Raw genomic sequence first — 26,512 nt, forward strand, 5'->3', positions numbered from 1 at the left:
GGTCGAGGAGGGGTCGGTCAAAGAAATCTTTGAGAACCCTCAGCATGACTATACCAAAGCGCTGCTGGCTGCGGTTCCGAAACTTGGTGAAATGCAAGGCAAGGCCGCGCCTGAACCAATGAAGCTGTTGGGCGTCGAAGGCCAGAATATCGCGCCAATCCCCGGCACCGAAGAGGTTCTGCTGACGGTCAAAAACCTGACGACGCGCTTTCCGGTCAAAGGCGGTTTGCTGCGCCGTACGATTTCCAATGTGCACGCGGTCGAAGATGTCTCGTTCACTTTGAACAAGGGACAAACGCTGAGTTTGGTCGGTGAATCCGGCTGCGGGAAGTCATCAGCAGGCCGTTCTATTCTGCGCCTCGTGGAGCCGATGTCTGGCGAGGTCGATCTGGATGGCGTCGATATCATGAAGTTGGATCAGGGCGGACTGCGTAAGGCCCGTCTGGACATGCAGATGATCTTTCAGGATCCGTTCGCCTCGCTGAACCCACAGATGCAACTGGTAGATCAGGTGGCAGAACCGATGCGCAATTATGGCGTCGCTTCGGGCACGGAACTTCAGGATCGTGTTGCGCAATTGTTCGACAAAGTGCACCTGCCGCGCAGCTTCATGCGGCGCTTTCCGCATGAGATGTCCGGTGGTCAGCGGCAGAGAATCGCGATTGCGCGTGCACTTGCACTGAATCCCAAGCTGATCATCGCGGACGAGGCAGTTTCGGCGCTGGACGTATCCGTTCAGGCGCAGGTTCTGAACCTGATGATGGAGCTGCAGTCCGAACTTGGCCTAAGTTACCTGTTCATTTCACACGATATGGCCGTGGTCGAACGTGTCAGCCACCATGTAGGCGTCATGTATCTGGGCCGGATCGTTGAGTTGGGACCGCGTGCGCGCGTCTTTGAGAATCCTCAACACCCGTACACTCAGGCCTTGATGAAGGCAGTTCCGATCGCAGACCCCAATAAGCGAAAGTCAGAAAAGGATCTGAATTTCAAGCCGATCCCTTCGCCAATTCATCCAATTGGATATGAGCCCGAGCCTTCGGTCTATCACGAAGTGGAACCGGGTCATTTCATTCTGACAACAGACAGCGGGTACTGAAACCCATGTCAAACCGCCTGACGCCGCTTGAGATCATGACCAAGCTGATCTCGTTCCCGACGGTGAGCCGCGACACCAACCTGCCGTTGGTCGAGTGGGTCGAAGGGTATCTGGACAGCCACGGGATCAAATCGCATCGCTGGCCTGATCCGGATCAACCGCACAAGGCCGCCATATTTGCCCATGTCGGCCCGTGGGAAGAGGGTGCTGTTGTTCTTTCGGGGCATACCGATGTTGTGCCGGTCGATGGTCAACCGTGGGACACCGATCCTTTTGTCGTTACCGAGAAAGACGGAAAGTACTTTGGTCGCGGTACCTGCGATATGAAGGGTTTCGATGCATTGGCCATTTGGGCTTTGGTCGAGGCGCAATATGCTGATGTTAAACGCCCGCTCCAGCTGGCGCTCAGCTTCGATGAAGAGATCGGATGCACCGGCGCACCGCCGATGATCGTGGCGATGCAGGACGTATTGCCCAAAGGTTCAGCCGTTGTCGTTGGCGAACCTTCGATGATGCAGGCGGTAACCGGCCATAAAGGAGGTATCGGTTTCGATACCCATATCGTTGGGTTCGAGGTTCACAGCTCGATTATGCACACCGGCGTCAATGCGATCATGGAGGCCGCGCCTCTGATTGACTGGGCCAACGATCAGAATGCCCAAAACATGGCCGCTGAACCCAGCGATATCGCAGCAATCTTTGACCCGCCATGGACCACCTGCCACGTGGGCATGATTCAAGGCGGTACGGCCCATAACATCACCGCCAAGGACTGCCGGTTCATGATGGATTTCCGCATGGTGCCGGGAGAGGCAGCCTCGCAATGGGAAAGCGCTTATCTGCAAGAGGTTCGGAAAGCCGAGGAGCGTATGCAGATAGTGCACCCCGAAGCCCGCATCGAGATTTCTCAGAACTTTGCGGTACCTGCCTTGGTCCCGGAACAGGATGGTGAGGCTGAGGCGCTTGTGCGGTCTTTGACCGGTGACAACGCGACCCACGTCGTGAGCTATGGTACAGAGGCCGGACAGTTTCAGGAGGCCGGGTATTCTGCCGTCATCTGTGGTCCGGGCGACATTGCACAGGCCCATCAGCCCAACGAGTTCATTACGATTGCACAATTTAACGAAGGTCAAAAATTCATGGAACGTCTGCTGGAGAAGCTTACCGGCTGAACCGGGACGTAGCGCCTGAGCATTCGATTCAGGCAATAGCTTGAGGGAGGACGAACAATGCCCGTGAAGAACAGGCTTGCCGATATGCATGGCGAGATCACCAAGTGGCGCCGTCATCTGCACGCCCATCCCGAGCTGATGTATGACGTTCAAGAGACAGCTGCATTCGTGGTTGATCGGTTGAAAGACTTCGGTGTCGATGAGATCACTCCGGGGATCGGAAAGACCGGGGTTGTGGCTGTTATCCGGGGCAAGACTGATACTAAGGGACGTGTGGTCGGGCTGCGGGCGGATATGGATGCGCTGCCGATCGAAGAAGCCACCGGATTGGACTACGCCTCAACCGTTTCAGGCAAGATGCATGCGTGTGGTCATGACGGCCATACCTCGATGCTGTTGGGGGCCGCGCAATATCTGGCTGAGACCCGGAATTTTGACGGCACGGTCGTTCTGATTTTCCAACCCGCAGAAGAGGGTGGAGCCGGCGGTCTGGCAATGTGTCAGGACGGGCTTATGGAGCGTTGGGGGATTCAGGAAGTTTACGGCATGCACAACATGCCGGGTCTTCCGGTTGGTGAGTTCGCTATCCGGCCCGGAGCTCTGCTTGCGTCCTCGGATGAATTCGAGATCGTCGTGACCGGGAAAGGTGGGCACGCCGCTGCCCCCCATGATGCCGTGGATACAACGCTTGTCGCCTCTCACATCGTGGTGGCATTGCAGTCGGTTGTGTCGCGTACGGTTGACCCGATCAAACGTGTTGTTCTGACGGTCGGCACGTTTGAAACTGACAGCGTCGCATCAAATGTGATTGCGCATACGGTCCGGTTGCAGGGGACTGTCAGAACGCTGGATCCCGAATACCGCAAAATTGCAGAAGAGCGCGTGCGCAGGATTGGCGAGGATACGGCCTCAGCCTTTGGTGCCGAAGCTAAGGTGACTTGGACACCGGGATATCCGGCTACCGTCAATTCAGATGCTGAGACTGCGTTTGCAGCCGAGGCGGCAGAGGCTGTGGCGGGCAAAGTCAACGACAACACTGATCCGATCATGCCGTCTGAAGATTTCGCCTACATGCTTGAAGAACGGCCAGGAGCCTACATCTTCATTGGGAACGGGGATACGGCGATGTGCCATCACCCGGAATACAACTTTGATGACGACGCGATTCCCGCCGGGTGCAGCTGGTTTGCTGAACTGGTGGAACGACGAATGCCAGTGGCATAATCACAGGGGAGAATGACATGCCGATCAAGAACCGTCTCGCTGAAATGCACGATGAAATCACCGGCTGGCGGCGTGACATTCACCAACACCCCGAAATTCTATATGACACACACCGCACCAGCGCTTTGGTGGCCGATAAGCTCCGCGCGTTTGGATGTGACGAGGTAGTCACCGGTATTGGTCGCACCGGCGTGGTCGGCGTGATCAAGGGTAAGGCAGACACTCAGGGCCGCGTTATCGGGTTGCGTGCTGATATGGACGCACTGCCGATGCAGGAGCAGACCGGTCTGGACTATGCCTCGCAGACGCCGAATGCCATGCATGCCTGTGGTCATGATGGTCACACAGCTATGGTTCTGGGTACTGCAAAATATCTGGCTGAAACGCGAAACTTCGACGGAACGGCGATCGTGATTTTCCAACCCGCCGAAGAAGGCGGGAACGGGGCCGAAGCGATGTGCAAGGATGGCCTGATGGACCGGTTTGGCATTCAGGAAGTTTATGCCATGCACAACGTGCCGGGTGTACCGACAGGCCAATTTGCCATTCGGTCAGGCCCATTGCTTGCAGCGGCAGATGAGTTTGATATTCATCTCGAAGGTCATGGTGGTCACGCAGCCAAGCCACACGATACCGTGGATACCACTGTGATGCTGTCCCAACTTGTTGTTGCTTTGCAGACAGTTGTGTCGCGTAACTCTGACCCGATCCAGCAAGGAGTATTGTCGGTCACGTCTGTAGAGACGTCCTCGAAAGCCTTTAATGTGATCCCGCAATCTGCCCGTGTGCGGGGTACTGTGCGCACCCATTCCAATGAGATGCGCGACCTGATCGAAAAGCGCCTGACAGAGATCACAGAAGGTGTTGCCACCACCATGGGTGGAACCGCGACTGTGACCTATACCCGCGGCGTTCCAGTCACGATCAACGCCGAGGAACAGACAGGCTATGCCGAAGAGGCAGCGATTTCTGTGGGCGGCAGCTGTGCCGAGGCGCCGATGGTCATGGGGGGCGAGGATTTTTCTTTCATGCTCGAGGAACGCCCAGGGGCCTTCATTGTTTTGGGTAACGGAGACAGCGCCGGGCTGCACCATCCGGAATACAATTTTAACGACGAAATCATCCCGATCGGGTGCTCGTGGTTTGCAGAAATGGTTGAGCGCCGCATGCCGGCGGCTTGAACTGAATTAGGAGAGAGAAGAGATGCCAGTTAAGAACCGCTTTGCCGAATTACAGGACGAAATCACTGCATGGCGACGAGACATTCACGAAAACCCTGAAATCCTGTTCGAAACCCACCGCACCAGCGCTTTGGTTGAGGAAAAGCTGAAGGAATTCGGCTGTGATGAGGTTGTTTCCGGAATTGGCCGCACAGGGGTTGTGGGCGTTATCAAGGGAAAATCCGATAGCAAGGGCAAGGTGATTGGTCTGCGTGCGGATATGGACGCCCTACCGATCCACGAGGCGACCGGTGTTGAATATGCATCGAAGACGCCAGGCGCAATGCACGCCTGTGGCCATGACGGACATACTGCGATGCTGCTGGGGGCAGCAAAGTATCTGGCCGAGACCCGTAATTTCGACGGGACTGTGGTTGTGATCTTCCAGCCCGCCGAAGAAGGTGGCGGCGGTGGTCGCGAGATGTGCGAAGACGGCATGATGGACCGCTGGAACATTCAGGAAGTCTATGGAATGCACAACTGGCCGGGTAAACCGGTTGGCAGCTTCTCGATCCGCCCGGGGGCGTTCTTTGCCGCCACTGACCAGTTCGATATCACGTTCGAAGGGCGCGGTGGTCACGCAGCCAAACCTCACGAGACGGTGGATACGACAATTATCGCAGCCAAGGCTGTCTTGGCGCTGCAGACCATTGCATCGCGTAATGCTGACCCAATCGATCAGGTCGTCGTCTCGGTAACTTCGTTTGAAACCTCGTCTAAGGCGTTCAACGTGATCCCGCAAAAAGTGCAGATCAAAGGCACTGTGCGTACGATGAGCAAAGATATGCGCGATCTTGCCGAACAGCGGATCAACGAAATCTGCAACGGTATCGCAGCGACCTTTGGCGGTACAGCTGATGTCACTTATATCCGCGGTTATCCGGTCATGGTGAACAGCGAGGACCAGACCGACTTCGCAGCGGATGTTGCCCGCTCGGTCGCAGGTGAATGTGAAGAGGCACCTCTGGTTATGGGGGGCGAGGATTTCGCATTCATGCTCGAGGAGCGTCCGGGTGCCTATATTTTGGTGGGCAATGGCGACACGGCCATGGTGCACCACCCGGAATACAACTTTAATGACGAGGCGATCCCCGCCGGGTGCAGCTGGTGGGCTGAAATCGTCGAGCAGCGGATGCCTGCTGCATAACCATCTGGGGCGGGATTCACCTCAGTACTCAGGCCCGGTAACTGATGAAGTTGCCGGGCTTTCTAATTCAGGTCGAGTTTCTTGCATAACGCATCAATGACACCATCGAGTGCTGATTTCTGGGTATTCACACAAGCGCCCGCCGCGTTTCTGGCGTCGATCAGTGCAGCGTCATCCGATAGCCAATGGGCCACTGCATCTGTCAGTTCCTTGCTTGATTGAACTTCGACCGCTCCTCCGGCTTCGACCAGCGGGGCGAAGGTTTCAGCAAAGTTGTAATAGCCCGGCCCGGTGATGACTGCGGCACCTGCCTGCGCTGGTTCGAACGGGTTGTGGCCTCCGATTTCCTTAAGCGATCCGCCAAGGAACACGACAGGGCACAACGCGTACCATGTGCCGGTTTCTCCAAGCGTATCCGCAACATAGACCTGTGTGTTTGCGGTGATCTCATCACCCTTGCTGCGAAGCGCGAAAGATAATTCGGCGGTACTTACAAGCCCAGTCACCTCATCACGCCGTTCAGGGTGGCGTGGGATCAGCAGCAGCAGCAAATTGGGCCAAAGCTTCAGCAGTTCCTTGTGGGCCGCGAGAACCGTTTCTTCTTCGCCTGCATGGGTCGAGCTGGCGATCCACACGGGTCGTCCATCCAACTGACGTCGAATATCGGCCAACGTCGCCTCATCCACCGGTAATGGGTCAGACATAGCCTTGAGGTTCGTGCCGGGATGTACCCGGTCCGCCGGGGCACCCATTGCAATCAGATTGGTCGCGGTTCTATCGTTTTGCGTCAGGAATAGCTGAAAATGATCCAATATGTATCGCGCCGTTTTGGGGCGTTTTTTCCAACCTTCCACTGATTTCTCAGAAAGCCGGGCATTCAGCAGCGCGAGCGGTGTGCCGCTATTGGCGCTTTCAACAATGAGTCTTGGCCAGATCTCGCTTTCAACAAAGATGCCAGCGTTAGGTCTCCAATGCTCCAGAAAACGATGAACGGGGCCGCCCGTATCCAGCGGCGGGTATTGGTGGCGCGTGCGCGGCGGCATACGCTTTTCGATCAACGCCGCAGAAGTTGGTGTGCCTGATGTGATCAGGAATTCTGCATCTGGCAGACGCTGACCAAGGCGTTTGATCAGGCTGAGGACCGAAAGGCTCTCTCCGACGCTGGCTGCGTGAAACCAGATCAGCGTTTGGTTCGGGCGGGGCAGGGTGGCATACCCAAGGCGCTCTCTTTGGCGATCATTTGAAACGCCAGCCGTTTCCAGCTTGCTGCGTACAGTGCGCCATGCCAGGGGTGCCAGTACAGAGGTCAGGCCGCAGTACAGCTGGTACAGCAGCGTGGGTCGGCCATCCTGATCTGACATTTCAGCCGCCTGTATGGCTCATATGACGGCTCATCTGACCGTCGACCGACTGGCGGGAATAATCAAAGTCATGCCCCTTGGGCTTGAGGTTGATCGCAGCCCGGATCGCATTCTCGAGCGGTTCTTCCGTATCGGGATAATCACGCAAAGGCCCGCGGAGATCTGCCATATCTTCCTGACCAAGACACATATAAAGCTCACCGGTACAGGTCAGACGAACGCGATTGCAGCTTTCGCAGAAATTGTGGCTGAGCGGGGTAATGAAACCGATCTTCTGCCCTGTATCTTCCAGGCGGACATAGCGCGCGGGACCGCCGGTGCGCTCTGCCAGATCCGTGACCTGATAATGGTTTTCATACTCGGCGCGTACATCCTTGAGGGACCAGTATTGGTCCAGCCGGTCTTCGTTGCCGATGTCCCCCATAGGCATGACTTCGATCCATGTCAGATCCATGTCACGCTCGGCGCACCATTCGGTGATGTGGGGCAATTCTTCTTCGTTGAACCCCTTTAGGGCAACGGCGTTGATCTTGATCCGAAGCCCTGCTTTCTGAGCGGCATCGATGCCGTTGAGTACCTGCTTCAGCCGACCCCAGCGCGTGACTTTGGCGAACTTGTCTTCGTCAAGCGTATCCAGCGAAACATTCACACGACGAACACCGGCGGCATAAAGATCATCGGCAAAACGTGAGAGCTGTGATCCGTTCGTGGTCAGTGTCAATTCTTTGAGAGCACCGCTTTCCAGATGCCGGGTCATGGAGTTGAAGAACGTCATTATGTTGCGGCGCACCAGAGGTTCACCGCCAGTAATGCGGAGTTTTTCAACTCCCATCTTCACAAAGGTCGAGCACATGCGATCCAGCTCTTCCAGCGTCAGCAGCTCTTTCTTGGGCAGAAAGGTCATATTTTCCGACATGCAATAGACGCAGCGAAAGTCGCAGCGGTCCGTTACAGAGACGCGGAGATAGGTGATTGCACGTGCAAATGGGTCGATAAGCGGAGCGGTCATGCGTCATAGGTAAAGCGGCGACTGGTCAGCGGCAAGTGTGAACTACGCTTTTGGCTGGTGCAGATGCGCGCAGGGCGATAGGTTTCGGGTATGAGAAATGCGTTATTGGTAACATGCGTTCTGCTTGCGGGATGCGATACGGTGCGGTCGGCGTCAGATCGTGTGTTTGGCGGGTCAGACAAGCCTGCCCAAGCTGAACCCACGGTGGTTGAAGACGCAGTAGAGCCACAGCCTGCTTCGGCTGCCAGTGTTGGCTGGACAGGCGCCAAAACGACGATTGCCGGGTTGGGGGACCCCAACAAGGGCGGTCGGTGGTTGGAAACCCCATTGGTAGATACAGAGGTGACTGCGCGTGTTGTGGTGCCCAAAACCGGTGCGCAGGCCTATATCACTTTGGTTCCCGTTCAAGGCCCTGAAGGGGGCGGCAGCCGGTTGTCGGTGGATGCAATGCGGGCCTTGTTGATACCCTTTGACGAACTCGTCGAGCTGGAAGTCTATTCCAACTAGTCCTTCAGGTACTTGCCTGCTTCTTTCCGAGCGAAAGGCTTCATCGCGTCGCCATGCTTTGCCAGAAATGCACGGACGCGTTCGGGATCGTGTTTTGAAAGATCCCGAAGCCACCAGGCAACGGATTTCTGGATGAACCAATCCCGGTCGGGCACATATCCGGCGGCCCAGCCCAGGATGCGATCACGCCGTTGCAGGTCATCGGGTTTCGGGTGGTTCTGTTTTGTCCAGGGCAGGGTGGCTACCAATGCAGCGCGGCGTGTCCACATGTGATCCGATTTGGTCCAGTCCTCGATCTGATCGAGGCGCTGCGGGTCCGCGCTCAGACGTTTTTGCATCGCCATGCAGGCGTGATCCGCCACTGCCCAAGCATCGAAATCCGGTACCCAGCTCTGCAACAGTTCCCAGACCGCTTCATCCGGGCGAATTCTGGCCTGCGTCAGCAGTTTAGCCGCAGCAAGCCGCCCTTCATGAATGTTGGTCTGCCACAGGGCACTGGCCAATTCGACACGGGCAGGAACGTCCAACTCCTGTCGCCAGGCTTTGGTCAGGTCGTTCAAAACGGGGTTGGCGACACCCAGATATGGTCGTTCCACCTTATGATACGCCGCCAGCTGCTCGGCGCGTTCTGCATCGGCATGGGCTTTGATCTGATCGAGATAAACGTCGAGCATCGTCTGATCAGACCCGGATGCCTGTGGGCTTGCCATCAATCGTCTGATGGTTCTTTTCAGCCCAATGAGTTCGGAAGTCATCATCCGACTTACCATCAACCCATTGCTGCATCGTGTCCCGCTCGGACATATATTCCATAAAGGGTACTGCCCAGCCGCAAGAGGTCTGAACCAGATCGACATTTAGGTCATAGATCTGTCGCGCACTGCGATGGCTCGGGAAATGCTCGGCCAATTCCGCCCAATCCTTATCCACCGCATGAACTGTACGGGCGGAACCGTAAACCCGCAGGATCAGTGGCCGCGTCGTAAAAGAACACCACATGAGCGTCATGCGATTGACTTCAAGCAGATGACCAGCGGTTTCGTTCCCGCTGCCAGTCAGATTCATCCAGACAATTCGGTTGGGCCCTAGAACCCGCAGTGAATCCATCCCCTTGGGCGAGATGTTGACGCGCCCGTCTGTTCCGGCAGTGCCGACGAAGAACATGTGCTGCTCTTCGATGAACTTTTGATGTGGCGGGTCAAGCTGCGGGAACTGTTTAGCCATGGGTCACTCCACCGTAACGGATTTCGCAAGGTTGCGGGGTTGGTCCACATCGGTGCCTTTGGCGACGGCTGTGTGATAGGCCAGCAACTGAGCCGGAACCGAATACAGGATCGGGGCGAGGCTGGGATGAACGTGCGGCATTCTGATAGTGCTCCAGACACCATCTTTGGCCTCTGCGATACCATCGTCATCGGAAACAAGAATGACTTTGCCTTTGCGCGCCATAACCTCCTGCATGTTTGACACGGTCTTATCAAAGACCTCATCCCGAGGGGCCATGACGACGACCGGCATATGTTTGTCGATCAGGGCAATCGGTCCGTGTTTCAATTCGCCTGATGCATAACCTTCGGCGTGGATGTAGCTGATTTCCTTGAGTTTCAGCGCTCCTTCCATCGCCAGAGGAAACATCAGACCACGACCGAGGAACAGAACGTCCCGCGCTTCACTGAGGCGTTGGGCGGATTTGCGAATGGCGCGGTTTTGGTCCAGCGCGGTATTTAGCACCGAAGGCAGCCCACGCAGGGCAGCCGCGTGATCAGCCAACTCCTCATCAGTCAGTGTACCCCGATCTGCCGCTGCTTTCAGAGCAAGCATAAGCAGCACGCTCAGCTGGCAGGTGAAGGCCTTGGTCGAGGCCACACCGATCTCAACGCCTGCATGGATTGGCAAGGCAATATCGCTTTCCCTCGCAATCGAACTTTCAGGAACGTTGACGACCGACACGATCTTGTCAGCTTTGCCTTCGCAATACCGCAGCGCGGCAAGCGTATCCGCAGTCTCGCCCGACTGGCTGACGAACAGAGCCAGTGATCGTTCGGGGATCGGAGGTTCGCGATAGCGGAATTCGCTGGCGATATCGACTTCGACAGGCATCCGCGCCAGTTTTTCGAACCAGTATTTCGCGGTCAGACAGGCATAGAAGGCGGTACCACAGGCCACCATGGTGAGACGGTCGAGTTTGGTGAAATCCAAATCCGTATCGGGCAGTACAACCTGATCGCCGCCGGTTGGCAGGTAAGACCGGATCGCTTCGGCAACTACCACCGGTTGTTCCGCGATCTCTTTGGCCATGAAGTGTTTATGTTCACCCTTATCGGCCCGCGCATGGTCCAGCTTGATCTTGCGCTTTTCGCGGTTTGCAAGCTCACCCGCCTCATTCCGGATTTCCAGAGATGTACGGGTCAGAACAGCGCGATCACCTTCTTCCAGATAGGTGATCTGGTTGGTCAGCGGAGCCAGCGCAATGGCATCCGAGCCCACAAACATCTCACCATCGCCATGGCCAATGGCCAGAGGCGAGCCTTTGCGGGCCGCGACGATCAGGTCGTCCTCTCCGTCGAACAGAAACGCCAGCGCAAAGGCACCTTGCAATTTGTCGATGGTTTTGAACGCGGCCTCAACCGGCGAAAACCCGGAGTCCAAGTAGTGGGCAGTCATGAGGGCGACAGTTTCAGTGTCGGTATCGGTTTCGAAATTTATACCGTTTTCGGACAACTCGTCACGCAGATCACGGTAGTTTTCGACAATACCATTGTGCACAACAGCCACAGGGCCAGCCTTGTGCGGGTGCGCATTGTTGACCGAGGGCGCGCCGTGGGTCGCCCAGCGGGTGTGACCGATCCCGGATTTGCCGGGCAGGGGGTCATGGACCAGAAGGTCGCTGAGATTGACCAGCTTACCAACCGCCCGGCGACGCCCCAGGACGCCCGAATTTACTGTCGCAATGCCCGCGCTGTCATAGCCGCGATATTCCAGCCTTTTCAGTGCCTCAACCAGAATTGGGGCTGCTTCGTGTTGTCCAAGAACTCCGACGATACCACACATGGATCAGGCTCCTTTGTCGCGGCGAGCCTTCTTCGCCTTCAACATATCAAACAGTTTACGTGCATAACCGGGTTTGTTGTCCTGCTTGGCGCGGGCTACGGCCAGCGCGTCCGGTTCCACGTCACGAGTCACCACAGTACCGGTCGCCGTCATCGCACCGTCGCCGATAGTGACAGGCGCGACCAGCATGGTGTTCGAGCCGATAAACACCTTCTCGCCAATGGTGGTCTGATGTTTCATCACGCCATCATAGTTGCAGGTGATTGTACCAGCGCCGATGTTTGTCGCCGCGCCAACCGTCGCATCACCGATGTAACTAAGGTGATTGACCTTTGCCCCTTCGGCGATCTCAGCGTTTTTGATCTCAACAAAGTTCCCGATGCGGGCGTTCTCGGCCAGTTCCGCACCGGGACGCAGGCGGGCATAGGGGCCAACGACCGCGCCGCGGCTGACGTGGCACCCTTCTAGATGCGAGAATGCACGGATCGTTGCACCGCTTTCAACGGTTACACCCGGGCCAAACACAACATTTGGCTCAATGACAGTATCACGGCCAATTACCGTATCCGCAGCCAGATAGACGGTTTCCGGCGCCATCATCGTAACACCCAGATCCAGCAACTCGGCCCTTGCGCGGCTCTGGAATACCGCGTCCGCAACGGCCAGATCAGCGCGGGAATTCACGCCGAGTGTTTGCGCTTCGTCACAGGCAACAGCGGTAACCTTGAGGCCACGATTGCTGGCGATCTCTACAACGTCAGGCAGGTAATATTCGCCCGACGCATTGTCGTTGCCAACCGCATCGATCAGGGAGAACAGCGTTTTTGCATCACACGCCAAAAGACCTGAATTGCAGAGTGTTATGGCGCGTTCTTCTTCCGAGGCGTCCTTGAATTCTACAATCCGTTCCAGCGTTTCACCTTTCATGACCAAACGCCCATAGCGGGCTGGATCTGCTGCCTGAAATCCCAAAATGACCAGATCGTTGTCGGACCGTGCTGCAACCATCCGTTCAAGTGTATCGGGCTGCAGGAACGGTGTGTCGCCATAGAGCACAACGATATCGCCCTCAAAATCCTTCAGTGCATCACGTGCCTGCGCGACAGCATGCGCGGTGCCTAACTGCTCTTCCTGAACTGCGATCTGAGCGATGTCGTCCTCGGCTGCTGCCGCCTTGGCGACTGCTTCGGCACCGTGCCCTGTTACGATGACAGTTTGCTCGGGCGACAGAACTGCACCTGCGCGCATCGCATGAACCAGCATAGGTACCTGGGCAATCGGGTGCAGTACTTTTGGAATATCCGAATTCATCCTGGTGCCTTTTCCGGCTGCAAGGATGACAAGGGCAATACTCATGAAATCGTTTTCTCTTTGTGTTTTGTTGCCGTCCGTTTTATCCGCTGAGGGCAAAGGCGCAAGCGGTTCGGGCATCAAACAAGATTGCCGTTTGCAACACGACATGGCGGAAACCTGCCGAGCAAGGAGAAAAAATGCGCACGGTCATCTTTGATCTGGACGGCACTTTGGCGGATACATCCGGGGATTTGCTGGCAGCTGCAAACCACTGTTTTCGTCATATGGGGCATGGGGATGTTCTAATCGACGGGCAGGACGCTGCAGTCGCCTTGCGCGGTGGCAGAATGATGCTGACACATGGTCTGAAGCGTGTTGGAGAGTATTCTGAAGATACGGTTTTCGAGTATTACCCGATGCTTTTGGAGGCTTATTCAAAGGCGATAGATACGCACACGCGGTTCTATCCCGGTGCACTCGAAGCCGTCGATATTCTTCGGGGTGCGGGATATGGCGTCGGTATTTGCACCAACAAGCCCGAGGGGCTGGCCGATTTGCTGCTGACGCGGTTAGGGGTGCGGGATCAATTCGCGTCTCTGGTGGGTGCCGATACTCTGCCTGTTCGCAAACCCGACCCGGAACCTCTGCGTGAGGCAGCGCGGCGCGCTGGTGGGCATCCGGATCTGTGCGTTCTGATCGGAGATTCCGATACCGACCGAAACACCGCAAAAGCTGCCGGCGTTCCATCGGTTCTGGTGACCTTCGGCCCGTCGGGTGACGATATGGCGGCGCTGGAGCCCGAAGCGCTGCTACATCACTTTGACGACCTGCCAGAGCTTGTGACCGACCTGATCGGTGCGGCAGCGTGATCCCTTGACCCGAACCCATCGCGGACCCACAACAGCATTATGACTGAAACGTTTTCTGGCAGCTTCACCCAACAGGAACCCATCCCGGAAGAGGCTATCGAGGCCGCAATGGCCGTGCTGCGCCACGGGCGGTTGCATCGCTACAATGTTCTGCCCGGTGAGCTGGGCGAAACAGCTCTGCTCGAGCAGGAATTCGCAGCCCAGATGGGTGCCAAGTACTGTCTGGCGGTGTCCTCTGGTGGATACGCGCTGGCAACGGCACTGCGAGCGGTTGGGGTTCAGCCCGGCGATCCAGTTCTGACCAACGCGTTCACCCTGGCGCCAGTGCCGGGTTCTATCGCCTCAGTTGGGGCTCGTCCGATCTTTGTCGGCGTGACTGAAAACCTGACCATCGATCTGGATGATTTGGAGGCCAAGCTGGGGCAGGCCAAAGTCCTGATGCTCAGCCACATGCGCGGGCATCTGTGTGACATGGATCGCCTGATGCAGATGTGTGATGCGGCCGGAGTAATCGTGATCGAAGATTGCGCGCATACGATGGGTGCTGCGTGGCGCGGTCAGTTGTCGGGTCGTCAGGGTGCCATCGGATGTTATTCTTGCCAGACCTATAAGCACGTAAACTCGGGCGAGGGCGGGTTGCTAATCACCGACGATGATGAGTTGGCGGCTAAGGCAACGATGTTGTCAGGGTCGTACATGCTGTACGAACGTCACCTGGCCGCCCCGGGCCCTGAAGTGTTTGAAAGGATAAAATACACCACGCCAAACGTGTCAGGGCGAATGGATAACCTGCGCGCGGCGATCCTTCGGCCGCAACTGCGTGATCTAGATCGTCAAGTTCAGCGTTGGAATGAACGGTATGTCGAGATTGAAAAGGGCCTGCGCGGAACGCCGGGTCTGACGATCGCCGAACGACCGGAAGAGGAAACCTATGTCGGATCCTCTATTCAATTCCTGTTGCTTGGCTGGTCGCCCGAGCGCATCGCTGATGTTATTCGTCGATGCGCAGAGCGCGGCGTTGAGCTCAAGTGGTTTGGCGGGGCTGAACCAAATGGATTTACCTCACGCTATGATAGCTGGCGCTACGCCGAATCCGAGCAGATGCCTGAGAGCGACCGCATTCTCGCAGGCATCATGGACATGCGCGTTCCGCTGACATTCTCGCTGGACGATTGCCGACTGATTGCACGTATCATTCGTGCGGAGGTGGGTGCGGTCTACCAGTCCTGAGCCTTTAGGCGCTTTCGAACTCTAACAACGGCTTATTGTTTTTGCTCAGCCGCTCCACAAAGCGTTTTTGCTGCTTTCCATGTGGGATCCGCAGTTGTGAATGCGGTGCGTTGACTCTGGGTCGGTCGGGAAATAACAATTCGATTTCGGCTCTTGCTTCCTCGGTTACCGAGGACAAGGCCGCATCAGTAAGCAGCAGGCTCTCGCTAGGTGCGCCATTCGCAAAGATGATCTCATGTGCGTCGAACAGCAGGTGATAGTAGGTCACACTCTCAAGCCCTTGATCGATCTCGATCCCCGGTAATTCGGTAAGTTTGATCGCTGACACCAGCACATCCGGCGTGCCGAACATGCGGTTGGCAACAACGGACGAGGTCTGCATCCGGTGTTGGCGCGATACAAGAAGGTCTCGGTTAGGCAACCCGTTTCCCAAAGCCCCGACACCGATTCTGACAGGGTGAAGCTTTGGATGTATTGCCAGATCTGTTGCGTTTAGTGATCGTTTTCCAATCCACTGCAGAGGCTTCAGGCCATTCTGCGTCATGACCATGTCACCTATGCGCAGGGTCTCGACCGGACGTTCACCGAATTCGGTTTCGATCTGCGTTCCCTGGCAAAAACAGACGATGAGTTTGATGTTGTCGACGATAGCGCCAAGACTGTCATCTAGCCCCAGCTCTGTGAAACGCAGCGTGTAGTCACCGGCGCTAGGGAAATTGACGTCCAGCGAAATACTCTGGAAACTGTTCGTCGTGGGCAGAACGGTCATTGAAGCGATGACATTGCCTCCGCTGTCCAGAATCTCGACAACAAACCCTTCCTGACCCGCATTGCTGTTCGAGGCTGTGCGTAGTGCGGTATCCAGCGTCAACCTTCCCGAACTGGGGTCGGTGATCGTAAAGGTTTGCTCCATAACCGTTGTCTGACCAGAGTTGCCGTCAATCTCTGCCACGCGGTTCGATGAGCCATTTCCCAGATACGCGCCTTCGGTGTAGTTGGCCTCGATATCTGTTCCGGACCAATTTGCACTGCCGTTATTAAAGTCGCCATTTATAATCACATTGGTTGGCGGCATCTTTTCACTCACTTTCAAAAAAACAAACAGCCGTAGTCGGTTAGAGGGGTGATGTGTCAGAAATAAGATGTGTTCAAGCCGAAACTTCGCTTGTGGTTAGCGCTCGTTTTGCGCGGTCTGTCTTGACCCGTCACGGACTCTGTGACAGGTTATTTGAACAGGTGTTCATTAAAGGCGAAGAGGAGAGCGCAGATGTTCACGGACACGATGAAGTTCGATCTAGGTGAGGATGTGAACGCGCTGCGCGAGATGGTGCACCGCTGGGCGCAGGAACGCGTCAAGCCGCTGGCGGCCGAGATCGATCAAACAAATGCCTTTCCCAATGAGCTTTGGAAAGAAATGGGCGATCTCGGGTTGCTGGGCGTCACGGTGCCTGAAGAGTATGGCGGGGCAGGGATGTCATATCTGGCTCACACCATTGCGGTTGAGGAAGTCGCTCGCGCATCTGCTTCGGTTTCGCTGTCATATGGTGCTCACTCGAATCTCTGCGTGAATCAGATCAAACTGAACGGCAACGAAGAGCAAAAGCAAAAGTACTTGCCGCGACTGATCTCAGGCGAACACGTGGGCGCATTGGCGATGTCCGAGCCTTCGGCCGGATCCGATGTCGTGTCGATGAAGCTGCGTGCTGAAAAGCGCAATGATCACTACCGCCTCAATGGCAACAAATACTGGATTACCAACGGACCCGACGCGGACACTTTGGTCGTCTATGCCAAGACCGACCCGGATGCCGGTTCAAAAGGGATCACAGCCTTCCTTGTTGAAAAAGAAATGAAGGGTTTCTCCACCTCGCCTCATTTCGACAAGCTTGGTATGCGCGGTTCCAACACGGCTGAACTGATTTTCGAAGACGTCGAAGTGCCGTTCGAAAATGTACTGGGGGAAGAGGGTAAGGGCGTGGCCGTTCTGATGTCCGGGCTGGACTATGAACGAGTCGTTCTGGCCGGGATCGGAACCGGGATCATGGCTGCCTGCCTTGATGAGATCATGCCCTATTTGGCCGAGCGCAAGCAGTTCGGCAAACCCATCGGGACCTTCCAGCTGATGCAGGGCAAGATCGCGGACATGTATACTGCGATGAACTCGGCCCGGGCGTACGTATACGAAGTGGCAAAGGCCTGTGATCGGGGTGATGTAACCCGTCAGGATGCGGCAGCGTGCTGTCTGTATGCTTCGGAACAAGCGATGTCACAGGCACATCAGGCTGTTCAGGCTATGGGCGGGGCCGGGTTCCTGTCAGACGCTGCGGTCAGCCGGATTTTCCGTGATGCCAAGCTGATGGAAATCGGCGCCGGAACCAGCGAAATTCGCCGGATGCTGATCGGGCGCGAGTTGATGAACAAAATGCTCTGAGAAAAGAAAACGCCTCGCAGACGAGGGAACTGCGAGGCGCTTGTATCGAGGGATCAGAAGCGATGGACGTAGGATACGCCGACCAGCCACGGATCAATTTCGGCCTTGCCGATATTGTTGCCGTTCAGCGTGACGTCCGAGTCGATGTCGAACCAGCGGACGTTCAGACGGACTGCGCCTTTGTCAGTGACCATATAGTCCAGACCGGCCTGCAGCGAGACGCCGAAAGAATTGTCGACCTTCAGATCACCCAGCGGCGACTGCTCGTCGAAAAAGACGGTGTAGTTCAGACCGGCACCTACGTAGGGCTTCCACGCGCTGTTGGTCGGGAAGTGATAGTTCAGCGACAAGGTGGGCGGCAGGTGCTTGACAGTGCCAGCCTCAGTGCTTCCACCCAGTGTGACTGTGTGCTTGAACGGGGTCGCAGCAAGCAGCTCGATACCCAGGTTGTCACGGATGAAATACTCGGCGGTGAAGATCGGACGGGTATCCGAGTCGATGTCAGCGTTCAGGCCTGCCAGCGTCCCATTGTCGGATTTAGGGTCGAGGTATCCAACACCGACACCAACGGTCCAATCACCCTGGTTCTGAGCGAAAGCGGGCACAGCAAGCGCAACAAGCGCGGTGGAAAGAGTCAAAGCGGCGAGTTTATTGGTCATCATCTGGCCTTTGAATTTGTTGATGACTTCTTTTTGAGTGGATGCGTGCCTGCACACTCTGATCTGCATCAAGTTTCAGTGATTGGCCGATATATCCAAGGACGCTCAAGTAATTGTAAAATATGGGGTAAACGCTATGCGTCCCGCTAAGATCATACCGGGTTTGCGCCCTGAGGGTGGCTGGGACATCCCAGCTCGGCTGAATATGGCGCAGCAGTGCCTTTCGCACCCGTCGGATCAGATAGCGATCGTGGATCTGACCGGTTCTGATGAGGCACGAGTGACTTATGGCGAACTCGCCCGAATGACCGACGGGATCGCGAGGGCTTTATTGCGTAAACTGCAGCGGGGTGATCGCGTCGGTGTGTTGCTTAGTCAGTCGCCGTGGTGTGCGGCGGCGCATCTAGCGATCTGGAAGATCGGCGCAATTTCAGTGCCCCTGTTCAAGCTGTTCAAACACAACGCGCTGGCATCCCGTCTGGGTGATGCCGGTGTTCGGTTGGTCTTGACCGACCCGGAAGGAGCCGCTCTGCTTGGCGCTCTGGCTGAGCCACTGATGGTAGATGAGATCGGTGAAGATGGTGATGCGATAGACTTCGCAGATACAGGTCCCGAAGATCCTGCGGTTCTGATTTACACCTCCGGTACTACTGGCAGTCCAAAGGGTGCCCTGCACGGACATCGGGTTTTGACAGGCCATCTGCCCGGCGTTTCCATCAGCCACAACCACTTACAGGCGGGGGACTGCCTTTGGACACCGGCCGACTGGGCCTGGATCGGCGGGCTGTTTGATGTGTTGATGCCGGGACTGGCGCTGGGCGTTCCCGTCGTGGCGGCCCGACTGGAGAAATTCACGCCCGATGCCTGTGCCGATGTGATCGCGCGTGGTGGCGTGCGGAATGTGTTCTTCCCTCCCACTGCCCTTCGAATGCTCAAAGCTGCAGATCAGTCGATCTCTGGTCTGCGCTCGGTTGCATCAGGCGGTGAGCCACTGGGCGCGGAGATGCTGGCCTGGGGCGAGAAAGCGTTTGGTCTGACGATCAACGAGTTCTATGGCCAGACCGAGTGCAACATGGTCGTGTCGTCTTGTGCTGAGGATTTTCCGGTCCAACCCGGCTGCATCGGCAAGCCGGTGCCTGGGCATGAGGTTGCGGTGATCGACGAGGATGGTGTTCCGACGAGTGAAGAGGGCGACGTCGCCATCCGGCGCGGCTCCGCTTCAATGCTGCTGGAATACTGGAACCGACCTGCAGCTACAGCCGAGAAGTTCCGCTGTGACTGGTTAATCACTGGCGACCGCGGCGTGTGGGAGGGCGACTACCTGCGCTTTGTTGGTCGCGATGACGATGTGATCACCTCGGCCGGCTATCGTATCGGCCCGGCGGAGATCGAGGATTGCCTGCTGACCCACCCGGCGGTGGCGACGGTGGGTGTGGTCGGCAAGCCTGACCCGATACGGACCGAAATCGTCAAGGCATACGTAGTGCTGAAACCGGGAGCCAAAACGGCGGAGCGTGAGTTGCAGGATTGGGTCAAGGACCGTCTGGCGCATTACTCCTATCCGCGCGAGGTGGCATTTCTGCAGGAACTGCCGATGACCGTGACCGGGAAAGTGATCCGGAAGGAATTGAAGATGCGTGCAGCGGCGGAGAGGGCTCCATGAAGCATCTGCTGATTATCATTCCGTTGTGCCTCGCTAACGTAGGCGAGGCAGTCGCTGAAATCGCTCCCACGCCGATAAATGTCTTGGAGTGGTTTAACGGTTGTGCCCAGCTAACTCAGTCCTCGAACGGCATGGTCATGGATATCAACTGTGCAGATCTTGCTATTGAATACTGCACTACAGGTCGAGCTGAAGATAAACGATTGCAATGCCTATCTAATCTTTCCGCGCACATTGTTTCTCTTTCGACTGCAATCAAAAACGATTTGCCTCAAGAAATCGAAGGTTCAAGTTGGGCCGCGCGAAATTATGAACGTAAGTACTCAGAATTGAGTGAAGACGTCTTTGATGTTTGCGATGCGTCTCCCGTTGAAGGAATCCCCTTAGATATGTGGTGCGATATCTATTTGACGACAGGAGATTGGGTGCAATGGCGTTATCTACAGCGACTTACCTTGGAGGATAAGCAATGAAACTCACATCCAAAGCCATGCCCGCCTCCGAGGGCTTCAAGGCAAACCGCGCGGCCCATCTCGACGCGCTGGCGCAAATCTCTGATGCAGCCGACGCAGCTCGGATGGGTGGGGGCGAGAAATCCCGCGCAAGGCATGAATCGCGGGGCAAGATGCTGCCTCGTCGACGGGTGGCGAACCTATTGGACCCGGGCTCTCCATTCCTCGAAATCGGCGCAACGGCGGCGCACGGGATGTATGGGGACGCTGCACCCTCTGCTGGTGTCATCGCGGGTATAGGTCGCGTGCAGGGGCAGGAGGTCATGGTGGTGTGCAATGACGCCACTGTGAAAGGCGGCACCTATTACCCGATGTCGGTCAAGAAACACCTCCGCGCGCAGGAGATTGCCGAGGAAAACAACCTGCCCTGTATTTATCTTGTCGATAGCGGCGGCGCGAACCTGCCCAATCAGGATGAGGTCTTTCCGGATCGCGACCACTTTGGCCGCATCTTTTACAATCAGGCACGGATGAGTGCGAAAGGCATCCCTCAGATCGCGGTGGTCATGGGGTCGTGTACAGCGGGCGGCGCCTATGTGCCCGCAATGTCCGATGTGACGATTATCGTCAAAGAACAGGGCACCATCTTTCTGGCCGGTCCGCCTCTGGTCAAGGCTGCAACCGGTGAGGTGGTGAGCGCCGAAGATCTGGGAGGTGGTGACGTCCATACCCGCCTGTCCGGTGTAGCGGATTATCTGGCCGAGGATGACGCTCACGCGCTCGCCTTGGCGCGTCGTGCGGTTGGATCGCTGAACCGACGCAAACCGCAGACAGTGGATTGGGCCAGCCCCGAAGACCCGGCCTATGATCCCGAGGAAATTCTTGGCGTCGTCCCGGCTGATCTGCGCACGCCGTATGATATTCGCGAAGTGATCGCACGGCTGGTCGATGGCTCGCGCTTTGACGAATTCAAGCCCCGGTTTGGTGAAACGCTGGTGACCGGCTTCGCCCATGTCAAAGGCTGCCCGGTTGGGATCATTGCCAATAATGGCGTCCTATTCTCGGAAGCGGCACAGAAGGGCGCGCATTTTGTCGAACTGTGTTCGCAGCGCAAAATCCCCCTGGTGTTTTTGCAAAACATCACCGGCTTCATGGTCGGGCGGAAATACGAAAACGAAGGTATCGCACGGCACGGTGCCAAGATGGTGACGGCTGTAGCCACGACGAATGTGCCTAAGATCACGATGCTGGTCGGCGGATCGTTTGGTGCGGGGAATTACGGCATGGCCGGTCGTGCGTATCAGCCGCGGTTCCTGTGGACCTGGCCCAACTCTCGCATCTCGGTCATGGGCGGTGAACAGGCGGCGGGTGTTCTGGCTACAGTCAAGCGTGATGGGATCGAGCGGCAAGGTGGCTCCTGGTCTGCCGAGGAAGAGGCCGAATTCAAACGCCCCACGCTGGAGATGTTTGAAGAGCAATCGCATCCTCTCTACGCGTCAGCCCGACTTTGGGACGATGGAATTATCGATCCTCGCAAAAGCCGGGATGTGCTGTCGCTATCACTGAATGCAGCCTTGAATGCGCCAATCGAGGAGACACGCTTTGGCGTGTTCAGGATGTGAGAAATGACTACGTTTCGCGGATTGATCGAGGACGCTTGGCATTTGCCTAACAGGCCTGGCTTGATTCTTAGTTTGACGCAAATTGACGGCGTACCTGAGATTGGAATGCAGATATCAATTGCAGGTAAATCTGCGACAATCAAAGAGCTGGGCCGCAATTCTACAGACGGTCAGGTTGCGTCCACGAGGAATTGCCTAACTGGTAGACCTTGCACTCCCTTCGGAAGCATTTTCGCTGAATGGAATAAGGAAGGGATAGCTCCTGAGGAACTTCACCTAATATGGGCAACAGAAGAGGTTATGATCTGATGTTCAACAAAATCCTGATTGCCAACCGGGGTGAGATTGCCTGCCGAGTAATGGAAACGGCTCAGAAGATGGGAGTCGCCTGCGTTGCTGTGTATTCAGACGCTGACGCCTCGGCACAGCATGTGCAGATCGCAGATGAGGCGGTCCATATTGGAGGAGCGGCCCCCGCGGACAGTTACCTTCGTGGCGACGTGATCATTCAAGCCGCACTGGATACCGGCGCACGTGCAATTCATCCCGGCTACGGCTTTTTGTCTGAAAATCCTGATTTCGTTGATGCCGTCGAAGCTGCAGGGCTGACCTTCATCGGGCCATCGGCGGATGCGATCCGCAAGATGGGTTTAAAAGATGCCGCGAAAGTTCTGATGGAACGGGCAGGGGTGCCCGTAGTGCCAGGATATCATGGCGATAATCAGGACCCGGAACATCTGTCGGGCGCGGCAGTTACCATCGGCTATCCCGTGCTCATCAAGGCCGTCGCTGGCGGCGGCGGCAAAGGAATGCGGCTTGTTGAAAAGCCCGAGGATTTTACCGCTGCGCTGGACAGCGCACGTGGTGAGGCTCGTACCGCGTTTGGTAATGATGCGGTTCTGGTTGAAAAATTTGTGGCCAAACCGCGCCATATCGAGGTGCAGGTGTTTGGCGACGGCACCCATGCCGTACATCTGTTCGAACGGGATTGTTCGCTACAGCGTCGACACCAGAAGGTGATCGAAGAGGCACCGGCACCCGGAATGACGCCTGAGATGCGTGAAGCGATGGGGCTGGCAGGCGTGCGCGCGGCAGAGGCCATTGGATATAAGGGGGCAGGTACGGTGGAGTTCATCGTGGATGCCTCGGAAGGACTGCGCCCGGATCGGTTCTGGTTCATGGAGATGAACACACGCCTGCAGGTCGAGCATCCCGTCAGCGAAGCCATCACCGGTGTCGATCTGGTCGAGTGGCAATTGCGCGTTGCAGCCGGTGAAAGCCTGCCCAAGCAGCAGCAGGATCTGTCGATCAACGGCCATGCTTTCGAAGCTCGGCTTTATGCTGAAGACGTGCCCAAAGGGTTCTTACCTGCAACGGGTACGCTGACTCATCTGCAGTTTCCATCCTATTGCCGTGCTGACAGTGGCGTCAGGGCAGGAGACGCGATTAGCCCCTGGTATGACCCCATGATCGCCAAAGTGATTGTTCATGGGCCCACACGTGAAGTCGCGCTGGAGTCGCTGCATCGAGCGCTAAAGCATACCGAGGTCGCGGGTACGGTGACCAATCTTGCTTTCCTCGGTGCTTTGACACGGCATCAGGGATTTGCATCAGGTGATGTGGATACGGGTCTGATCGGACGAGACCTGGACAATCTGGTTCAGGAGGCATCAGTGACACCATGTTCGCTGGTGGCCGCGGCCATGGTTGCCCTGAAACTGGACGATCCAGATGAAGAAAGCGGTTTCACACTTTGGGCCCCGCTGCATCGTGCCGTCCAATTGATGCAGGGTGGTGAGGTCGTCGATCTGGATGTTCAGGTTGAAAGCCCTGAACGGCAGATCTGGCAGGTCGGTCCCGAGACTGTGGTTGCGGAAAGAACCAATGGGCGTTGGAGCCTCGACGGAACTCCGATGCCAAATGTTGCTGTGTCCGGCTCTGAAATTACGGTGTTCGACAGTTACGGTCAGGTGCTTGGGTTCGCCGATCCGTTGGATCGGGACACCAGTGCAGCAGGCGATACGAATGTGGTTGAGGCACCGATGCCCGGTTTGGTGAAGGCGGTCTTTGCCACTGCCGGAGAAGCGGTGAAAGAAGGTGATCGCCTTGCCATTCTCGAAGCCATGAAGATGGAGCATTCTTTGTTGGCTGCGCGTGACGGTGTCGTTGCCGAGGTTCTCGCAGAAGCTGGCGCACAGGTTGAGGCCGGGGCGGCACTGGTTCGTCTGGAAGAGGAATGATCTTTCTGCTTGTCGCCTGGCAGCAGCTTGTGGTGCTGTGAAGCATAGAATTTGAAATCCGGGAAAGGGACGGCCATGGGTGAACGCGTTGAGGTTTTTGAAGTTGGTCCGCGAGATGGACTGCAGAACGAAAAACGTGAAATTCCGGTGGCCGAAAAGGTGGCGCTGGTCGATTGCCTGAGCCGCGCCGGGTTCAGCAGAATTGAGGTGGCCAGCTTTGTCTCGCCAAAGTGGGTACCGCAGATGGCGGGCAGTGCCGAGGTGCTGGCCGGTATCAATCGTACATCTGGGGTGCGTTACGCGGCATTGACCCCGAACATGCGCGGTTACGAAGATGCTTTGGCAGCCGGGGCTGATGAGATCGCCATCTTTGCGTCGGCATCCGAAGGATTCTCGAAAGCCAATATCAACGCCACAATCGCTGAATCGATCGAGCGTTTCGTTCCGATACTCGAAGCAGCACGTCACATTGATCTGCCGGTTCGGGGTTACGTATCCTGTGTGACGGACTGCCCCTATGACGGACCAACACCGCCCGATAAAGTTGCCGAAGTGGCCGATATGCTTTTTGCGCGCGGATGCTACGAAATCTCGTTGGGGGACACGATCGGACAGGGTACACCCGACACGATTGCCCGAATGCTGCTGGCTGTTCGCGAACGGGTACCTGTGACACGGCTTGCTGGCCATTTCCACGATACCAATGGCCGTGCCATCGATAACATCGACGCATCTCTCGCGCTGGGCGTTCGTGTGTTTGATGCGGCGGTCGGCGGATTGGGGGGATGCCCCTATGCACCAGGCGCTGCGGGCAATGTGGCGACCGAAGCGGTTGCGTCACATCTGGAGCGTTTGGGTTACGAAACCGGTCTGGATATGGCGGTTTTGGAAGAGGCCGCGGAACTGGCGCGTGCCATGCGATCGAATTAAGAGGCAAGCATGTTTGAAACAATCACCCTGGCAACGGACGCGCGCGGCGTGGCAACGCTGACGCTGAACCGCGCGGACAAGCACAATGCCATGTCAGCACAGATGATTGCAGAACTGACGCAGGCCGCAAGGCAGCTCGGCGAAGATGAGGCAGTAAGGGTAGTTGTCCTGACCGGTGCGGGCAAAAGTTTCTGTGCCGGTGGTGATCTGGGGTGGATGCAGGCACAGATGGCCGCGGATCCTGCGACACGCTTTGTCGAAGCGCGTAAACTGGCCGAGATGTTACAGGCGTTGAACACACTGCCGAAACCCCTGATTGGTGCTTTGCAGGGCAATGCATTCGGCGGCGGGGTTGGGATGGCCTCGGTTTGTGATGTGGCCATTGGCGTCGACAGCCTGAAAATGGGCCTGACCGAAACGCGCTTGGGCCTGATCCCGGCTACAATCGGCCCGTATGTTGTCGCCCGAATGGGAGAAGCACGCGCCCGTCGCGTCTTTATGTCCGCCAGACTGTTTGACGCGACAGAAGCGGTTGATTTGGGACTGCTGGCAAAAGCCGTGCCTGCCGAGGCTCTTGCAGAGGCAGTTGAGGCAGAGGTGTTACCCTATCTTTCCTGTGCACCCGGAGCGGTTGCTTCAGCGAAAGAACTGGTCAGAACACTGGGTCCCACTATTGACGACGACTTGATTGATCATACCATCAAGGCACTAGTTGACAGATGGGAAACAGATGAGGCGAAGGAAGGAATCGGCGCATTCTTCGATAAACGAAAACCTGTATGGAATAGTAAGGTTTAGCCGTATCTCCTAATTTAACGGTGAACTGGAAACTGCGGTGAATTTTGCGGTTGTCACAAACGGATTATTCCACCTCTTTGCGCCTGTGTTCTGTTGACCCTCAGACCCCACACGGATACAGAATGTCCAGTCAACACGCCAATTGACGGCGCATCCAGATGATGGGGGCGCAGGAAAGGAGCTACTCGTGGAAGACCTGTTGCGGGAATATCTCCCGATCCTGGTGTTTCTGGCCGTTGCCGTAGGCCTTGGCCTTGTCCTTATTTTGGCTGCTGTCGTGCTTGCTGTTCGCAATCCCGACCCCGAAAAAGTCAGCGCCTATGAATGTGGTTTCAACGCGTTTGATGACGCGCGTATGAAATTCGACGTCCGATTCTATCTGGTCTCGATTCTTTTCATCATCTTTGATCTGGAAATTGCCTTCCTGTTTCCCTGGGCAGTCGGTTTCCGTGACATCAGCGATGTCGGGTTCTGGTCGATGATGGTGTTCCTGGCAGTGCTGACCATCGGCTTTGCCTATGAGTGGAAGAAGGGG

The 26,512-nt window shown here is 56.5% G+C and carries 24 protein-coding genes; 16 read left to right on the forward strand and 8 right to left on the reverse strand.

Translation table 11 applies throughout. The features are described from left to right. The 5 genes from E1297_RS38055 to E1297_RS38075 all read left to right on the forward strand — a co-directional run. Window positions 1–1,099: ABC transporter ATP-binding protein (locus E1297_RS38055; protein ID WP_155147590.1), on the forward strand; the 1,099-nt coding region annotated here is incomplete at its 5' end. 5 nt (window positions 1,100–1,104) lie between these two features. Next, window positions 1,105–2,271 (forward strand): acetylornithine deacetylase, encoded by a 1,167-nt coding sequence (argE, locus tag E1297_RS38060; protein WP_155147459.1) that lies wholly within the window; start codon window positions 1,105–1,107, stop codon window positions 2,269–2,271. Between the two features lie 57 nt (window positions 2,272–2,328). Continuing rightward, complete coding sequence (locus E1297_RS38065) at window positions 2,329–3,495, forward strand: M20 aminoacylase family protein (protein ID WP_155147461.1); 1,167 nt, start codon at window positions 2,329–2,331, stop codon at window positions 3,493–3,495. Between the two features lie 17 nt (window positions 3,496–3,512). Further along, window positions 3,513–4,676, forward strand: coding sequence for a M20 aminoacylase family protein (locus E1297_RS38070; protein ID WP_155147464.1), 1,164 nt, complete (start codon window positions 3,513–3,515; stop codon window positions 4,674–4,676). Between the two features lie 22 nt (window positions 4,677–4,698). Continuing rightward, window positions 4,699–5,862 carry a M20 aminoacylase family protein gene (locus E1297_RS38075; protein ID WP_155147465.1) on the forward strand — a complete coding sequence of 388 codons (1,164 nt, stop codon included), beginning with the start codon at window positions 4,699–4,701 and terminating at the stop codon, window positions 5,860–5,862. A gap of 62 nt (window positions 5,863–5,924) precedes the next feature. Here the strand turns inward: E1297_RS38075 and E1297_RS38080 are convergent, their stop codons facing one another. Continuing rightward, entirely contained in the window at window positions 5,925–7,223 is a 1,299-nt protein-coding gene (locus E1297_RS38080; protein ID WP_155147467.1) for a 3-deoxy-D-manno-octulosonic acid transferase, read from the reverse strand. 1 nt (window position 7,224) lies between these two features. Further along, complete coding sequence (gene moaA, locus E1297_RS38085) at window positions 7,225–8,232, reverse strand: GTP 3',8-cyclase MoaA (RefSeq protein WP_155147470.1); 1,008 nt, start codon at window positions 8,230–8,232, stop codon at window positions 7,225–7,227. A 141-nt stretch (window positions 8,233–8,373) separates the two neighbouring features. On the opposite strand from moaA, the gene E1297_RS38090 reads away from it, so the two are divergent. Continuing rightward, the gene (locus E1297_RS38090; RefSeq protein ID WP_209016246.1) at window positions 8,374–8,739 is read left to right on the forward strand and encodes a hypothetical protein; all 366 of its coding nucleotides are present in this window, start codon (window positions 8,374–8,376) and stop codon (window positions 8,737–8,739) included. On the opposite strand, the gene E1297_RS38095 is transcribed toward E1297_RS38090, so the two are convergent. Genes E1297_RS38095 through glmU form a run of 4 tightly spaced genes read right to left on the reverse strand, consistent with a single transcriptional unit; the run spans window position 8,736 to window position 13,146 of the window. Beyond that, window positions 8,736–9,449: a DNA alkylation repair protein gene (locus E1297_RS38095; RefSeq protein WP_209016247.1), complete on the reverse strand. Its 714-nt coding sequence runs from the start codon at window positions 9,447–9,449 to the stop codon at window positions 8,736–8,738. The two genes, E1297_RS38090 and E1297_RS38095, sit on opposite strands and share 4 nt — an antisense overlap. Continuing rightward, window positions 9,421–9,963 carry a pyridoxamine 5'-phosphate oxidase family protein gene (locus tag E1297_RS38100; RefSeq protein WP_155147474.1) on the reverse strand — a complete coding sequence of 181 codons (543 nt, stop codon included), beginning with the start codon at window positions 9,961–9,963 and terminating at the stop codon, window positions 9,421–9,423. Before E1297_RS38100 ends, E1297_RS38095 begins: the two co-directional genes overlap by 29 nt. 3 nt (window positions 9,964–9,966) lie before the next feature. After that, window positions 9,967–11,790, reverse strand: a complete 1,824-nt coding sequence (gene glmS, locus E1297_RS38105; protein WP_155147477.1) for a glutamine--fructose-6-phosphate transaminase (isomerizing) — start codon at window positions 11,788–11,790, stop codon at window positions 9,967–9,969. A gap of 3 nt (window positions 11,791–11,793) precedes the next feature. After that, a complete protein-coding gene (gene glmU, locus E1297_RS38110; RefSeq protein ID WP_155147479.1) occupies window positions 11,794–13,146 on the reverse strand; it encodes a bifunctional UDP-N-acetylglucosamine diphosphorylase/glucosamine-1-phosphate N-acetyltransferase GlmU in 1,353 nt (450 codons plus the stop codon). A 134-nt stretch (window positions 13,147–13,280) separates the two neighbouring features. Here glmU and E1297_RS38115 point away from each other — a divergent pair, with 134 nt between their 5' ends. Both E1297_RS38115 and E1297_RS38120 read left to right on the forward strand, forming a co-directional pair. Continuing rightward, on the forward strand, window positions 13,281–13,952 hold the full coding sequence (locus E1297_RS38115) for an HAD-IA family hydrolase (RefSeq protein ID WP_155147481.1): 672 nt from the start codon (window positions 13,281–13,283) through the stop codon (window positions 13,950–13,952). Window positions 13,953–13,991: 39 nt separating this feature from the next. Continuing rightward, window positions 13,992–15,182 (forward strand): DegT/DnrJ/EryC1/StrS aminotransferase family protein, encoded by a 1,191-nt coding sequence (locus tag E1297_RS38120; RefSeq protein ID WP_155147483.1) that lies wholly within the window; start codon window positions 13,992–13,994, stop codon window positions 15,180–15,182. Window positions 15,183–15,186: 4 nt separating this feature from the next. Here the strand turns inward: E1297_RS38120 and E1297_RS38125 are convergent, their stop codons facing one another. Continuing rightward, window positions 15,187–16,257, reverse strand: coding sequence for a Hint domain-containing protein (locus E1297_RS38125; protein WP_155147485.1), 1,071 nt, complete (start codon window positions 16,255–16,257; stop codon window positions 15,187–15,189). A 192-nt stretch (window positions 16,258–16,449) separates the two neighbouring features. On the opposite strand from E1297_RS38125, the gene E1297_RS38130 reads away from it, so the two are divergent. Beyond that, the gene (locus E1297_RS38130) at window positions 16,450–17,613 is read left to right on the forward strand and encodes an isovaleryl-CoA dehydrogenase (protein WP_155147487.1); all 1,164 of its coding nucleotides are present in this window, start codon (window positions 16,450–16,452) and stop codon (window positions 17,611–17,613) included. Between the two features lie 53 nt (window positions 17,614–17,666). Here the strand turns inward: E1297_RS38130 and E1297_RS38135 are convergent, their stop codons facing one another. Then, window positions 17,667–18,272: an OmpW family protein gene (locus tag E1297_RS38135; RefSeq protein ID WP_155147490.1), complete on the reverse strand. Its 606-nt coding sequence runs from the start codon at window positions 18,270–18,272 to the stop codon at window positions 17,667–17,669. 136 nt (window positions 18,273–18,408) lie between these two features. Here E1297_RS38135 and E1297_RS38140 point away from each other — a divergent pair, with 136 nt between their 5' ends. The 7 genes from E1297_RS38140 to E1297_RS49305 all read left to right on the forward strand — a co-directional run. Beyond that, window positions 18,409–19,935: an AMP-binding protein gene (locus tag E1297_RS38140; protein WP_155147492.1), complete on the forward strand. Its 1,527-nt coding sequence runs from the start codon at window positions 18,409–18,411 to the stop codon at window positions 19,933–19,935. Then, window positions 19,932–20,408, forward strand: coding sequence for a hypothetical protein (locus E1297_RS38145; RefSeq protein WP_155147494.1), 477 nt, complete (start codon window positions 19,932–19,934; stop codon window positions 20,406–20,408). Before E1297_RS38140 ends, E1297_RS38145 begins: the two co-directional genes overlap by 4 nt. Beyond that, a complete protein-coding gene (locus E1297_RS38150) occupies window positions 20,405–22,009 on the forward strand; it encodes a carboxyl transferase domain-containing protein (RefSeq protein WP_155147496.1) in 1,605 nt (534 codons plus the stop codon). Before E1297_RS38145 ends, E1297_RS38150 begins: the two co-directional genes overlap by 4 nt. Window positions 22,010–22,290: 281 nt before the next feature. After that, complete coding sequence (locus tag E1297_RS38155; RefSeq protein WP_244328035.1) at window positions 22,291–24,249, forward strand: acetyl/propionyl/methylcrotonyl-CoA carboxylase subunit alpha; 1,959 nt, start codon at window positions 22,291–22,293, stop codon at window positions 24,247–24,249. 75 nt (window positions 24,250–24,324) lie between these two features. After that, entirely contained in the window at window positions 24,325–25,179 is an 855-nt protein-coding gene (locus E1297_RS38160) for a hydroxymethylglutaryl-CoA lyase (protein ID WP_155147498.1), read from the forward strand. 9 nt (window positions 25,180–25,188) lie between these two features. Continuing rightward, window positions 25,189–25,977, forward strand: coding sequence for a crotonase/enoyl-CoA hydratase family protein (locus tag E1297_RS38165; protein ID WP_155147500.1), 789 nt, complete (start codon window positions 25,189–25,191; stop codon window positions 25,975–25,977). A 187-nt stretch (window positions 25,978–26,164) separates the two neighbouring features. Then, on the forward strand, window positions 26,165–26,512 hold a 348-nt coding region (locus tag E1297_RS49305), incomplete at its 3' end, for an NADH-quinone oxidoreductase subunit A (protein WP_196223494.1).

The sequence above is a fragment of the Roseibium sp. RKSG952 genome, assembly GCF_009711355.1.

Bases quoted from the DNA above. Each gene is read 5' to 3' on its own strand.
- argE (WP_155147459.1), top strand. From the start codon at position 1,105: ATGTCAAACCGCCTGACGCCGCTTGAGATCATGACCAAGCTGATCTCG.
- E1297_RS38065 (WP_155147461.1), top strand. From the start codon at position 2,329: ATGCCCGTGAAGAACAGGCTTGCCGATATGCATGGCGAGATCACCAAG.
- E1297_RS38070 (WP_155147464.1), top strand. From the start codon at position 3,513: ATGCCGATCAAGAACCGTCTCGCTGAAATGCACGATGAAATCACCGGC.
- E1297_RS38075 (WP_155147465.1), top strand. From the start codon at position 4,699: ATGCCAGTTAAGAACCGCTTTGCCGAATTACAGGACGAAATCACTGCA.
- E1297_RS38080 (WP_155147467.1), bottom strand. From the start codon at position 7,223: ATGTCAGATCAGGATGGCCGACCCACGCTGCTGTACCAGCTGTACTGC.
- moaA (WP_155147470.1), bottom strand. From the start codon at position 8,232: ATGACCGCTCCGCTTATCGACCCATTTGCACGTGCAATCACCTATCTC.
- E1297_RS38095 (WP_209016247.1), bottom strand. From the start codon at position 9,449: ATGGCAAGCCCACAGGCATCCGGGTCTGATCAGACGATGCTCGACGTT.
- E1297_RS38100 (WP_155147474.1), bottom strand. From the start codon at position 9,963: ATGGCTAAACAGTTCCCGCAGCTTGACCCGCCACATCAAAAGTTCATC.
- glmS (WP_155147477.1), bottom strand. From the start codon at position 11,790: ATGTGTGGTATCGTCGGAGTTCTTGGACAACACGAAGCAGCCCCAATT.
- glmU (WP_155147479.1), bottom strand. From the start codon at position 13,146: ATGAGTATTGCCCTTGTCATCCTTGCAGCCGGAAAAGGCACCAGGATG.
- E1297_RS38115 (WP_155147481.1), top strand. From the start codon at position 13,281: ATGCGCACGGTCATCTTTGATCTGGACGGCACTTTGGCGGATACATCC.
- E1297_RS38120 (WP_155147483.1), top strand. From the start codon at position 13,992: ATGACTGAAACGTTTTCTGGCAGCTTCACCCAACAGGAACCCATCCCG.
- E1297_RS38125 (WP_155147485.1), bottom strand. From the start codon at position 16,257: ATGCCGCCAACCAATGTGATTATAAATGGCGACTTTAATAACGGCAGT.
- E1297_RS38130 (WP_155147487.1), top strand. From the start codon at position 16,450: ATGTTCACGGACACGATGAAGTTCGATCTAGGTGAGGATGTGAACGCG.
- E1297_RS38135 (WP_155147490.1), bottom strand. From the start codon at position 18,272: ATGACCAATAAACTCGCCGCTTTGACTCTTTCCACCGCGCTTGTTGCG.
- E1297_RS38140 (WP_155147492.1), top strand. From the start codon at position 18,409: ATGCGTCCCGCTAAGATCATACCGGGTTTGCGCCCTGAGGGTGGCTGG.
- E1297_RS38145 (WP_155147494.1), top strand. From the start codon at position 19,932: ATGAAGCATCTGCTGATTATCATTCCGTTGTGCCTCGCTAACGTAGGC.
- E1297_RS38150 (WP_155147496.1), top strand. From the start codon at position 20,405: ATGAAACTCACATCCAAAGCCATGCCCGCCTCCGAGGGCTTCAAGGCA.
- E1297_RS38155 (WP_244328035.1), top strand. From the start codon at position 22,291: ATGGGCAACAGAAGAGGTTATGATCTGATGTTCAACAAAATCCTGATT.
- E1297_RS38160 (WP_155147498.1), top strand. From the start codon at position 24,325: ATGGGTGAACGCGTTGAGGTTTTTGAAGTTGGTCCGCGAGATGGACTG.
- E1297_RS38165 (WP_155147500.1), top strand. From the start codon at position 25,189: ATGTTTGAAACAATCACCCTGGCAACGGACGCGCGCGGCGTGGCAACG.